This window comes from Synergistaceae bacterium (assembly GCA_021372895.1).
Lineage (GTDB): Bacteria > Synergistota > Synergistia > Synergistales > Synergistaceae > JAJFTP01.
In genome coordinates this window covers 22,070-35,144 of sequence record JAJFTP010000066.1, presented here as the reverse complement: position 1 = coordinate 35,144, position 13,075 = coordinate 22,070, and the positions used below count along the sequence as shown (strand labels likewise).

8 protein-coding genes and 1 riboswitch are annotated in these 13,075 nt (G+C 50.5%); of the genes, 3 read left to right on the top strand and 5 right to left on the bottom strand.

Going from position 1 to position 13,075, the window contains the following annotated elements; genetic code table 11:
- Nucleotides 1-329 precede the first annotated feature (329 nt).
- Nucleotides 330-1,001 carry an L-serine ammonia-lyase, iron-sulfur-dependent subunit beta gene (gene sdaAB, locus LLF78_06195; protein MCE5202081.1) on the top strand — a complete coding sequence of 224 codons (672 nt, stop codon included), beginning with the start codon at nucleotides 330-332 and terminating at the stop codon, nucleotides 999-1,001.
- Nucleotides 1,001-1,891, top strand: a complete 891-nt coding sequence (sdaAA, locus tag LLF78_06190) for an L-serine ammonia-lyase, iron-sulfur-dependent, subunit alpha (protein MCE5202080.1) — start codon at nucleotides 1,001-1,003, stop codon at nucleotides 1,889-1,891. The genes sdaAB and sdaAA overlap by 1 nt, the downstream gene beginning before the upstream one ends.
- A 43-nt stretch (nucleotides 1,892-1,934) precedes the next feature.
- On the opposite strand, the gene glsA is transcribed toward sdaAA, so the two are convergent.
- Together glsA and LLF78_06180 are read right to left on the bottom strand one after the other, a co-directional pair.
- Nucleotides 1,935-2,879 carry a glutaminase A gene (gene glsA, locus LLF78_06185; GenBank protein ID MCE5202079.1) on the bottom strand — a complete coding sequence of 315 codons (945 nt, stop codon included), beginning with the start codon at nucleotides 2,877-2,879 and terminating at the stop codon, nucleotides 1,935-1,937.
- An 89-nt stretch (nucleotides 2,880-2,968) separates the two neighbouring features.
- The gene (locus LLF78_06180; protein ID MCE5202078.1) at nucleotides 2,969-4,663 is read right to left on the bottom strand and encodes a dihydroxy-acid dehydratase; all 1,695 of its coding nucleotides are present in this window, start codon (nucleotides 4,661-4,663) and stop codon (nucleotides 2,969-2,971) included.
- A 162-nt stretch (nucleotides 4,664-4,825) separates the two neighbouring features.
- A riboswitch (TPP riboswitch) is annotated at nucleotides 4,826-4,936 on the top strand.
- A 60-nt stretch (nucleotides 4,937-4,996) separates the two neighbouring features.
- Between LLF78_06180 and cytX the strand changes: the two genes are divergently transcribed.
- Nucleotides 4,997-6,190 carry a putative hydroxymethylpyrimidine transporter CytX gene (gene cytX, locus LLF78_06175; GenBank protein ID MCE5202077.1) on the top strand — a complete coding sequence of 398 codons (1,194 nt, stop codon included), beginning with the start codon at nucleotides 4,997-4,999 and terminating at the stop codon, nucleotides 6,188-6,190.
- A gap of 204 nt (nucleotides 6,191-6,394) precedes the next feature.
- Here the strand turns inward: cytX and LLF78_06170 are convergent, their stop codons facing one another.
- The 3 genes from LLF78_06170 to LLF78_06160 all read right to left on the bottom strand — a co-directional run bounded on the left by LLF78_06170 (nucleotide 6,395) and on the right by LLF78_06160 (nucleotide 13,062).
- The gene (locus tag LLF78_06170; protein ID MCE5202076.1) at nucleotides 6,395-7,960 is read right to left on the bottom strand and encodes a pyruvate carboxylase subunit B; all 1,566 of its coding nucleotides are present in this window, start codon (nucleotides 7,958-7,960) and stop codon (nucleotides 6,395-6,397) included.
- Between the two features lie 7 nt (nucleotides 7,961-7,967).
- Complete coding sequence (gene nifJ, locus LLF78_06165) at nucleotides 7,968-11,501, bottom strand: pyruvate:ferredoxin (flavodoxin) oxidoreductase (GenBank protein ID MCE5202075.1); 3,534 nt, start codon at nucleotides 11,499-11,501, stop codon at nucleotides 7,968-7,970.
- 358 nt (nucleotides 11,502-11,859) lie between these two features.
- The gene (locus LLF78_06160) at nucleotides 11,860-13,062 is read right to left on the bottom strand and encodes an NADP-dependent isocitrate dehydrogenase (GenBank protein MCE5202074.1); all 1,203 of its coding nucleotides are present in this window, start codon (nucleotides 13,060-13,062) and stop codon (nucleotides 11,860-11,862) included.
- Between the last annotated feature and the right edge of the window lie 13 nt (nucleotides 13,063-13,075).

Below are 13,075 nucleotides of genomic sequence, written 5' to 3'. Positions count from 1 at the left end.
CGAGCATAGAGGGACATTAGCTTACATATCCTTTGCATGTAAAGTCGTCACCCCAGAATGATTCCGCGATTTTTTTGATTACCCATCTTTTTGTGTTTGTGAGATGATATTTCATGAGATTTACCTCCGGCCGCAGGTTGGATATCTGAAGGATCCTATACTGTGTCTCCGTTATTTGCAACGTATATTTATGCTTTTTACAACAGACGGGATAGAGCAAATTATCAGTAGCGTCTGATTCCACTATAAAGAGTTATCTCTCTTGTGCTCGAAGGCATTGTCGGGTATTGTATTATCAGATGGATAACGTTTTATTGGGGGTGTTTGTGTTGCCTATCTGGAACATCATAGGGCCTGTTATGATAGGCCCCTCTTCCAGCCACACAGCCGGAGCAGTGAGCATCGGACGCATGGTGCGTATGTGCTGGGGCAGCGACGTGAAGAGGGCAGACATTTACATGAGGGGAAGTTTTGCAACGACCGGCAGCGGGCATGGAACAGACAGAGCGATCCTTGCGGGACTGCTGGGGTATACCCAGGATGATCCGGCAGTGCGCGATGGAATTGAATTAGCCCGCAAAGCCGGTATCGATTTTCATTTTTATGTGGAAGACATAGAAGGTGCACACCCAAACTCGGCCAGAATTGTCCTATCTGACGGGACAGGCCGGATCATGGATGCCGTCGGAGCCTCAGTTGGCGGAGGATCTGTCTGCCTGCAGGAACTTGACGGCTTCCAAATAGACATCTCCGGCGTACTGCCCGCGATAATAATAATAAATCGCGACATACAGGGAGTTGTGAGCGCTGTGACGTCATTCCTCTCGCAGCGCGGAATAAACATCGCAACGATGAAACTCCGCAGGGATGCGCGGGGCGGCCTGGCGACAATGGTGCTGGAACTCGATGCAGACGGGGATACCGTAGATATAGATGAGATGCGGGCCGTACATCCGGCTATAGTAAGGGTAATAACGATACCGGGACAGGGGGCTGTATGATGCGCTCAATAAAAGAGATAATTTGCTTTGCTGAAAATAATGGTCTTTGCCTCCACGATGCCGTCCTTCTTATGGATTCAGAGACGACGGGCGTCTCAGCCGATGATATACGCGGCAAGATCTCTGCGAGGCTGACAGACATGGGGCGCTCCGTAATAGAAGCACGAGGGAACAAAGTACCGTGCAAACTAGTTTCGCCTACGGGAGGCGCGCTAAGGGAATATGCGAAAAAAGGCGGACTGTGCGGCGGGTTCATCCTGAGCGCTGCGGCAATCGCCCTTGAAGTAGCCACTTATAACGCTTCGATGGGCCGCATAGTTGCCGCTCCTACGGCAGGCAGCTGCGGGATCCTGCCGGGGCTTTTGTTTGCGTGGAAAGAATTTTACGGCACAGAGGCAGAAGAGACAGAGACATCTCTGACTGAGGCACTTGTGGTTGCCGGTGCAATAGGAGAAGTCATAGCCAACAGGGCAACGCTCGCAGGGGCAGAGGGCGGATGTCAGGCCGAATGCGGGGCCGCCGCCGCTATGGGCGCCGGTGCGCTTGTATATCTTCAGAACGGCAGCAATCGTGCCGTTGCAAGCGCAGTTGCCATTACACTCAAATCTGTGCTTGGCCTGGTATGCGATCCGGTCGGCGGTCTTGTTGAATCGCCATGTATAAAACGCAACGGGACACTTGCCGCGATCGGCGCATTGTCCGCTGACATGGCGCTTGCAGGTATTGAATCGCTTATCCCGGCAGATGAGGTCATAGACGCAATGGCTCAGATCGGACGCTCAATACCGCCGTCCCTGCGTGAAACTTCACGCGGCGGGCTGGCGGTCACTCCGACGGCCAAGAAGCTTGTGGAGGATATTCAGCGGGGACCCGCCGTCAGCATTGAATAACAGACAGCGGATCGTATGAAAAACACGTTATCGGCTTTCCAAATCATCCTCCAGTGGGAATATTTCTGAAATTAAGCCTTTCCGAGAGCATCTCAAGTGCATTCAGACCAGCTACAGAGTTGCCTTTGGCATCAAGCGGCGGAGAAAAGACCCCGACCCCCATTCTCCCGGGAACAACGGCCAGTATTCCGCCGCTGACGCCGCTCTTCCCAGGGACTCCGATGCGTACGGCAAACTCTCCCGACCCGTTATAGAGGCCGCAGGTCGTCATAAGACCCAGCAGAGTATAAACTGTCTTCTTTCTTAGGATCCTTTTCCCAGTCGAGGCACATATCCCTCCGGAGGCAAGCATGGCGCCTATTTTTGCAAGCGACTGCGCTGTACATATGATGCTGCATTGACGAAAATACAGATCAAGAAAGACCTCCACGTCACCATGCAGCAAACCGGTACTCTTCATGAAATATGCCAGTGCTCTGTTTCTGTCCGCAGTGGATCTCTCCGATTCAAAAACCTTCTCGTTATATTCCGGACGGACACCAGTAATCAATTTTGTAAAAGCAAGAAGCTCATCAAAAACCCCGTCGCCGAATTCATTCCGCAGCAATGCACATATCGCAATGGCCCCTGCGTTCATGAAGGGATTTGAAGGTTTAGGAGATGTCATTTCAAGACGCATCAATGAATTGAAAGAGTCTGCGCTAGGCTCCATGTCTACGTATTTGAATACCTTTCTCATGCCTAGTTTCTCTATTGCAAGAGATAGAGATAGAATTTTGGATATAGACTGCATTGTAAAAAATTGTTCGGCATCGCCTGTTTCGATGGCAGTTCCGTCTGTCAGCACGCAGCTCAGGCAGAAGAGGTCCGGAGACATCAATGAGAGCTCAGGAATATAATCCGCAACTTTCCCACACAAACTGATGCTCGCTGCAGATGTCTTTATCTCCTCAAGCAAAGATTGGGTCAATGAGCTCTGTCTCGTCATTCTTATCGTCCTTTCTCCTGCGCCACGCAGTTTGCGCAACAGGCAACATGGCGGTTATGAGAAATACTAACATGCAGATACTTCTACCCTTACATCATCTCTCCGGCGTTTTCGGCCCTGTCGTCAATCATGGCGCCTAAATGGGCCTGAAGTGCGGTCTTTGCATATATTCCCAGTATTCCGACCGATCGCTTTGGCGGCAGTTTCCATTCCGAGAGCCTTGCCCTTATTGTCTCTTCAGGCAGCACAAGGTCGGCCGTGCGTCCAGGAATATCAATTTTTATTATATCGCCGTCTTCCACTACTGCTATAGCACCGCCGACTGCGGCCTCCGGCGAGATATGGCCGATGGCCGCACCTTCGGTAAAACCGGAGAACCTCCCGTCTGTCAGCACAAAAACATCCTGTCCCATACCAATACCGACAAGGGCATCGGTCGTCATCATCATCTCTCTCATTCCGGGCGCTCCGCGCGGGCCTTCATAGCGTATGACCACAACATCGCCTTTATTTATCCTGCCTGAAACTACTGCCGCATGAGCCTTTTCATCAGAATTGAACACGCGGGCCGGCCCTTCAAACTTTCTGATCTTTTCCGAGATAGTAGTGGTACGGCATATCGCCCCGTTTGGAGAGAGGTTTCCTTTTATAACAGCGATCCCGCCGTTTGGAAAGACCGGGGCATCGGCAGTTGTAAGAACATCGTGATCCGAAGATTTACAAAGCCCCGCTATCTCGCCGATAGTGCGGCCTGAGACAGTCATGCATTCCTTATGCAGATAGTCCTTCATCTCTCCTATTATGGCAGGCACTCCTCCCGCGTTATAGAGGTCGATAATTGTAGCTTTGCCAGTCGGGATGACCCGGCTGATTACCGGTATCGATTCAGAAAGTTTGTCAAAGTCATCAAGCGTAAGCTCGACCCCTACTTCACGAGCCAGGCTAAGCAGGTGAAGCACCGCATTTGTTGAACCGGCAAGAGCCATGGTCAGTATGACTCCGTTGAGCAGTGCTTCGCGGGTAAGTATGTCTTTGGGCTTTATATCCTGTTTCACCAGATCTACGATCCTGCGCCCTGTCTGAGTGGCATAGCGATCCTTCTCGGCATAGACGGCAGGCACGGTTGAAGAACCGGGCATAGCCAAACCCAGTCCCTCGACAAGTATCTGCATCGTATTGGCGGTGCCCATCAGTGAGCAGGCGCCTGGACCGGGACATACATGGTCCTCCAGGTAGCGTATTTTCTCGCGCGATCCATCATTTGCGTAGTCAGCACCGAAGACAAGCTGATCAAGCTCACTCATGACTATGCTGCGCCCGTCGCTTTTGCAGACTTCCTGCGGGCCGCCTGTCAGCATGATGCATGGCACATCGGCACGGATGCCCCCGATAAGGACTCCCGGAATAATACTGTCGCATGAAGCCAGCAGTACAAGTCCGTCAAGAAGCTGGACCCCTGCCATTATTTCTACAGACGAGGCGATGACATCCCTTATCACAAGTTCATAGCGAAACTGCGGCATTCCTATAGGCACAGCGCCGCAGGTGGCTATTGTGCCGAACTCGAATGGAGTGCCTCCGGCCTGCAGTATCCCGGAACGCACACGATCTGCAAGACGATCCAGATGCACATGTCCAAGCCCAGCATCGTTTGCCGTGTTGACTATGCCTATGAGCGGTTTGCTCAGATCGCAGTCGTCATAACCGCAGCCTTTGTATATTGCCCTGCGCGACGAAGAACCCTTGCCTGAAAACAGCCCCAGTTCCTTTGAGCGGTATGTCACTCATATCATCTCTTTCCTTAATTCTTAATATAAATGTCCGGATCCCTACACAATTATAGTTTATATCACAGGCTATAAACAACAAATACAACCTGCGCATGTTTGACATATTCCTTCTTGCTGATACAATACAACACTGTAAAGCATTGATGAAAAATCGAATATCAAATATAGGGGAGCTTGTGTATACATGCTGAGAGGAAGTTTAGAAAACTTCGACCCTTATAACCTGATTTGGGTAATGCCAACGTAGGGAGATTGCGCTGATATATGGCGGAGCGACCTTCAATTACGGGGTGCCCGCCATTTTTTTGTCAAGGAGTGTGCATGTGAATGAACGCCGAAAAGAGGACCGTGTTTGGCAGCGGGCTGATATGGCTGGGGGCGGCGATCTCCATCGCCGAGATATACACGGGAACGCTGTTGGCTCCGCTAGGAATGGCACGTGGTGCAGCGGCTGTGGTTGCGGGGCATGCCGTAGGAGGGATAATGATGTATCTTGCGGCTATGATAGGGGCAGACAGCGGCAAAGGGGCAATGGAAAGCGTAAAAATATCTTTTGGAGACAGAGGGGCAAAGTTTTTTGCCGCTCTAAATGTTCTGCAGCTTGTGGGATGGACGGCGGTGATGATAATAGGGGGTGCCTCCGCACTTGGAACTATTTTAAACCCAGCTCTGGGTCACACAGGCAATTCGCTGTGGGCCGCTGTTATAGGGATAATGATAGCGATATGGATATTGCTGGACATAAAGAATTTCGAAAGGGCAAATAAATTTGCCATGGCAGGCCTGTTTTTACTGACACTGTTGCTCAGCGCCATAATATTCAAAGGAACGAACACTCATGCCTTAATAAGGGATACCATGAGCTTCGGCACAGCTATGGAACTTTCCGCAGCGATGCCGCTCTCATGGCTGCCGCTTATCTCAGACTACATGCGGGATGCAGAGAGGCCAAGGGCCAGCGCCGCCGCAGCCTCAGCTGTCTATTTTGCGGCAAGCTGCTGGATGTACATTATAGGGCTCGGCGCCGCTCTGTACACCGGTGAATCCGATATAGCAAGAATAATGCTTTCCGCAGGACTTGGTATCGCGGGAGTGATTATAATCGCAGTTTCTACTGTTACAACAACATTCCTTGATGCGTATTCGGGAGGGATAAGCTTCGCTGTCATCTTTAAGGGGATAAAGGAAAAGGCTGCTGCCGTTGCAATTTGCGCCATAGGCACCATACTCGCAGTCACAGTCCCTGTTGAGAGCTACTCAGATTATCTGTATCTCATAAGTTCAGTATTCGGGCCTATGATATCCATCATGATAACGGATTATTTTATTTTGAAAAAAGACTGCTCGGAAAATATTTTTGTTGTAAGAAATATTATAATATGGATCGCGGGGTTCGCGTTCTACAGATGGTTCATCTCTGTTGACTGTCCGCTGGGCAACACTCTTCCTGTCATGGCAGCCACGATGTTTCTTACCTATGCCACAGATAAATTTACAAGTCTGATACACTCACACCATTGACCCGGTAGGTAATGCAAAGCAAGTCAACCTTCAATGCAACGTTAAGATTGGCTTGCTTCACATTTTTATATTTGCGATAATGATTTGCCTGTTACTGTTCGTTTATTTTCCTGTTTTCGGTATGGAACTGGCAAACTTTCTCAACAGATAACTTTAACAGCCGAAGAGAGGCCGTGCAAAGACCAGGTCTTTGCACGGCCTCTCTTATACCGCATAAGCCTCAGGATTTTCCTGTTCCTCAAATCCTATGTCAACGCAGTTCTCCTTAGCGAACTTCCTTGGCAGGAAGTCTTTCGCAACCTGCGGAAAGAGTATATAACTAAGGAGATCTTCAGGCTGTGTCATCCATATACCTATCTCTTTCCTCGCCGCTTCAAGCTCAGGTTCGATTTTCTCTCCCGGGCGGCAGGTGATAGGGATCTCATTGCCGAGGACCTTCTTCTGAATGTCAGGATCCACAGGTGCCGGTGTCTTGCCGTAGTATCCGCGGAAGTACTGGTAAACTTCCTTTGAGACGACCTTCCAGCGCTCGCCTGATATTACGTTCATTGCAGCCTGAGTTCCGACCAACTGACTCGTCGGCGTAACGAGAGGAGGATATCCCATCTCCTTGCGGACACGCGGGATCTCCTCCATTACTTCCTTGAACTTGTCAAGGCTGTTGCCCTCTTTGAGCTGGCTCTGGAGGTTCGAATACATCCCGCCCGGGATCTGATAGAGCAGTATATTTATATTTACTCCGCTGATTCCCATTATTATGTCGCTGTACTTGCTTTTCAGTCCCTCATAGTACTCGGCGACAGGTAACAGCTTCTTCAGCGAAAGCCCTGTATCAAGCGGCCCGCCGCTTAGAGCCGCAACCATTGCCTCTGTCGCAGGCTGACTGGTGCCCATCGCAAACGGTGATATTGCACAGTCGACAATATCAGCTCCGGCTTCAAGACCGGCAAGGTAGCTCATTGCAGCCATGCCGCTCGTGTAGTGGCTGTGAAGCTGCACAGGCAGGCTTACTTCTTTTTTTATCGCCGTTACAAGTGCGGATGCCGCGACAGGAGATAGAAGCCCTGCCATGTCCTTGATGCAGATCGAATCGGCACCCATGTCCGCCATGTCCTTGGCCTGTTTCGCAAAAAGGTCAAGTGTGTGGACAGGCGAGATCGTGTAAGAGATCGACATCTGCAGCTCTCCGCCCTCTTTTTTGACGGCCTCTGCAGCGATGGACATGTTGCGGAGGTCATTAAGCGCATCGAACACCCTGACTATATCTATTCCATTGCCGATGGCGCGCTTTACGAACTCGCGGACGACTTCATCAGAATAATGCCTGTAGCCTACCAGGTTCTGCCCGCGAAGGAGCATCTGCGTCCTGGTCTTCTTTAGGCGTTTTTTAATCTGGCGCAGCCTATCCCATGGGTCCTCGTCCAGGAAACGCATTGCAGAGTCGAATGTAGCCCCGCCCCACATCTCTATGGAGTGATATCCGACTTCATCCATAGCCTCACATATTGGGAGCATGTCGTCAGTACGCAGGCGTGTCGCCATTATCGACTGATGGGCATCACGGAATGCGGTTTCCGTTATGCCGACACGTGGCTTTATACCAGAACCCGCCTTTGTGGGAGCCTTTAACTCCTTGACTTTGACTTCCTCTGTATTCTCAGCCATTTTCACTGCGGCGTTCTCGGGTCCCATAGGCGCAGAGTTTACTTTAGTAGCCACCCTGCGGCCATTTGAATCCTTTATCTCCTGCTTGAATTCACAACTCCCCATTTAAAGATCAGTCCTCCATTTTCATTGCAGCCATATGGCTGTAATAGCGCCACCTGGCCTTGATGTCCTTCTCCTCTTCTTTGAGAAGCGCTTCTGCCTCTTCCGGGTCAGTAACGGTGAGGCTCTTGTAGCGCGTCTCGTTGTAAATATAATCCTTAAGGGACAGAGTCGGCTCTTTGCTGTCAAGAATTAGGGGGTTCTTGCCCTCTTTTGCCAAATCAGGATTATAGCGCATTAAAATCCAATGCCCGGATTCAACGGCTTTTTTCTGCTGGTCAAGTCCCGTAACCATCGCTATGCCGTGGGCTATGCAGTGGCAGTAAGCAATGATGAGAGACGGGCCGTTGTATGCCTCTGCCTCCTGGAATACTTTTACTGTATGCGCGTCATTTGCTCCGAGTGCAACGCGTCCGACATAGACATTGCCATAGCTCATCGCCATAAGGGCAAGGTCCTTTTTGCCCATGTGCTTCCCAGCGGCGGCAAACTTCGCCACAGCTCCGCGCGGCGTAGCCTTGGACATCTGTCCTCCGGTGTTGGAATAGACCTCTGTGTCCAGAACAAGGATGTTTACATTCCTGCCAGATGCTATTACATGGTCAAGTCCGCCATAGCCGATATCATAAGCCCAGCCGTCGCCGCCTACGCACCAGACACTCTTTTTGACGAGATTGTCCGCCACCGAGAGCAGCTCTTCAGCCTCTTCCGTTCCCATATATTCAAGCTGTTCCTTCAGCGCTTCGACTTTTTCCTGTACGGTACGGATCTCCGCATCTGTTGTCTGTGATGCGTCGAGTATGCCTTTGACAATATCCGCCCCCAGCTCAGGTTCCATCTTCTGGAGCAGTTCCGCCGCGTATTCGGCATGTTTGTCTATGGTGAGGCGGAAACCGAGTCCGAACTCTGCTGCGTCTTCAAAAAGGGAGTTGCTCCATGCCGGCCCGCGCCCTTCATCGTTTACCGTCCAGGGTGTAGTTGGCAGATTGCCTCCATATATGGAGCTGCAGCCTGTTGCGTTTGCAATGATGGCCCTTGCGCCGAATAAGGATGAGAGGAGTTTCAGGTACGGGGTCTCACCGCAGCCTGCGCACGCTCCTGAAAACTCAAAGAGCGGACGCAAGAGCTGCACATCTTTTACAGTGCTGAGGTTGAGTTCTTTGCGGTCAACATCGGGGATAGAGAGGAAGTAATCCCAGTTTTCCCGTTCCGCAGCACGTACCGTCATTTGCTCAACCATAGTCAAAGGTCTCTTTTGGGATCCCTCTTTTGCCTTTACCGGGCAGTTGTGCGCGCAGAGCCCGCAGCCGACACAGTCTTCCGGTGAAATCTGCACTGTGAATTTGGAGCCTTCAAAGTTTTTCCATTTAGCGTCTGCGCTCTTGAACGTAGCCGGCGCATCTTCGAGAAGCTTAGGATCATAGACCTTTGAACGAATGACTGCATGCGGACAGACAAGCACACACTTGCCGCACTGGATACAGAGATCGGGGTCCCATGATGGGATATCTATTGCTATGTTGCGTTTTTCATACTTTGTCGTACCGGATGGGTATGTCCCGTCTTCCGGAAGTACTGAAACCGGCAGGCAGTCCCCCTCCAGCACCATAATGGGCCCCAGCACGTCTTTGACGAAGTCAGGTGCATCGCAGCAGGCTACGGGAGGCAGTATGTCAAATGTACTAGTGGCTTCTTTGGGCACTTTGACTTCATAGAGGTTCGCGAGTGTCGCATCAACAGCCGCTATATTTTTATCAACGATCTCCTGTCCTTTACGGCAGTAACTCTTGATTATCGAGTCCTTGATCGCCTTGATGGCCTGTTCCTTTTCAAGCACCCCGCTTATGGCAAAGAAGCATGTCTGCATGATGGTGTTGGTACGCCCCCCCATGCCTGTTTCCTTCGCTATTTTGACCGCGTCTATAGTGTAGAATTTGAGCTTTTTGTCAATTATGCGTTTTTGTGTCGTAAGCGGCAGCTTGTCCCATACTTCTTCCGGACCGAACGGGCTGTTAAGAAGGAATGTGCCGCCTTCGGCCGCTTCCTTGAGCACGTCCAGTTTTTCAAGGAATGTAAATACGTGGCAGGCTACAAAGTTGGCCTTGTTTATCATATAACTCGCATATATCGGGTTGGGGCCGAAGCGCAGATGGCTTACTGTGATCCCTCCGGATTTCTTCGAATCGTAGCTGTAGTAACCCTGTGCATAGAGGTCTGTCTCTTCTCCTATTATTTTGATTGAGTTTTTATTTGCGCCGACGGTCCCGTCAGAACCAAGGCCGTAGAAGAGGCAGCGTATTGTCTTGGGGTCCTCCGTGTCAAATGACAGGTCGTAACTGAGACTGGAAAAGCTGACGTCATCATCTATGCCGATAGTGAAGCTGTCTTTTGGCAGTGCCTTCCTGAGTTCGTCAAAAACCCCCTTGACCATTGAAGGTGTGAAGTCCTTTGACGAAAGGCCGTAGCGTCCGCCGACCACCATAATATCTGTGCCTGCAAGGGCTTCCCTTACGTCCATGCAGAGCGGTTCACATATAGAGCTTGGGTCTTTGCAGCGGTCGAGTACGGCTATGCTGTTGACCGTAGCCGGAATCGCGTTGAGGAATCTTGAAATGTCGAATGGGCGGAAGAGACGGACCGTCAGCACTCCGACTTTTTCTCCTTCGGCAGTGAGACGCGCTACCGCCTCGTGTGCCACTGCTGCGCCTGAACCCATGATGACTATTACTCTTTCTGCATCATCTGCCCCAAAGTAGTCAAAGAGATGATACTGGCGCCCTACCTGCTTCGCGAAGCGGTCCATAGATTTCTGCATAATGTCAGGGACAGCTTTGTAGTAAGGGGTACAGCCTTCGCGGGACTGGAAGAATACATCCGGGTTCTGTGCTGTTCCGCGGATAAATGGCACGTCAGGGCTGAGCCTGTTATATCTGTGTTCACGGACAAGTTCGTCGTCGATAAGCGCCCTCATGTCGTCATAAGTGATTTTTTCGATTTTCATCTCTTCGTGGCTTGTGCGGAACCCGTCGAAAAAGTGGACCACCGGGACGCGGCTTTCAAGTGTCGCCATTTGGGCGATAAGAGCCATATCCATTGTCTCCTGGACTGTAGCGGAGCATAGCATGGACCAGCCTGTCGTACGGACTGCCATGACATCTGAGTGGTCTCCAAAGATCGAGAGGGCATGAGTAGCAAGAGTCCTTGCTGTTACGTGCATCACCGTACTGGTCAGCTCTCCTGCGATCTTGTACATATTGGGGATCATTAGGAGAAGCCCCTGTGATGCGGTAAACGTGGTGCCAAGCGCTCCAGCCTGGATCGCTCCGTGGTATGCCGCCGATGCTCCGGCTTCGCTCTGCATCTCCTCCACTACAGGGACCGTGCCCCATATATTGGGGCGGCCCTCAGCTGTCCATTGGTCGGCCCATTCACCCATCGGCGAAGACGGCGTTATAGGATAGATAGATATTACTTCATTTACAGCATGTGCAACATATGCCGCCGCCTCATTGCCGTCGAGTGTCACCATATTTTTCTTAGCCATTATCTTTACCTCCTAATTAATTATCAGACATTTCAGTCAAATCCATATTGACCTTGGGATATTATATACTATTTAAAGATTATCGCACAAAACACCGCGAAAACATATAGGTAAAATTGGTTAAGCTGGTGCTTGCATATTGTTTTCTCCAATAAATATCACTATAAACAAAAATACCCATTGCGATCTCCCCTCATATATACCATGCTCACAGCATAGGTAAGATAGCGGAAAGTGACCTCGCAATGGGATCAGAATACTTGGTACCTGGTATTGAACTGCCGCTCATGCGGACCTCATGGATCACTGCAGATGCGGGCCGCATAAAGCCTCCGGTGCAGCCGCAATGTACCTGAAATTAGATCCTGGCAGATACAGCCCTCAGAAATTCCTCCGTCGTAACAGCTTTTTTATGCGGCAGGTCAGCAATAGAGACAAGATCTTTCGTCATTATCCCCGATTTGATCGTTTCTATAGATGCACTTTCGAGACTGTCCGCGAAATCCTGAAGCTCTTTTATACCGTCGAGCTCTCCGCGCTTCCTGAGTGCTCCCGACCAGGCAAAAATCGTCGCCATAGGATTAGTCGAAGTAGGCTCTCCTTTGAGGTAATTACAATAGTGACGTGTAACCGTTCCGTGGGCGGCCTCATACTCAAAGATACCGTCAGGCGAGACAAGGACAGATGTCATCATTGCAAGGCTGCCGAAAGCAGTGGCAACCATGTCTGACATTACATCCCCGTCGTAGTTCTTGCATGCCCAGATAAACCCCCCGTCAGAACGGATAACCCTGGCTACTGCGTCATCAATGAGCGTGTAGAAATACTCGATCCCGGCGTTTTCAAAATCAGCCATGTATTCCGCATCGAATATTTCCCGGAAAATATCTTTAAACCTATGGTCGTATTTTTTTGAAATAGTGTCTTTGGTTGAAAACCAGAGCGGCTGTTTTGTATCGAGCGCGTATTTGAAACATGAGCGGGCAAAGCTTCGTATTGATTTATCGAGGTTGTGCATACCCATAACGACGCCGTTGCCCTTGAATTCGTGCACCAGTTCCTTACGGACCTTCGTTGCATCGCCGTCCGCAGGCTCAAAAGTCATGTAGACCTTACCCGGAGTTTCGATGGCCATCTCTACATCCTTATATATGTCGCCGTATGCATGACGGGCTATTGTTATCGGCTTATTCCATGTGCGGACCACCGGCTTGATACAGTCGATGAAGATGGGCGCACGAAAGACAGTCCCGTCGAGGATCGCCCTGATGGTCCCGTTGGGGCTCTTCCACATCTGTTTCAGACCGTATTCTTCCATCCTTTGCGCATTAGGAGTGATCGTTGCACACTTTACAGCCACACCATATATTTTTGCCGCTTCTGCCGCTTCAACTGTTATCCTGTCATCAGTCTCATCGCGCTTTCTGAGGCCCAGGTCGTAGTATTCTGTTTTCAGATCGATGTGCGGCTCAAGGAGAATATTTTTGATGTCCTGCCAGATGACCCTGGTCATCTCATCTCCATCCATCTCAACCAACGGGGTTTTCATCGTGATTTTCATATCAGTTCTCACC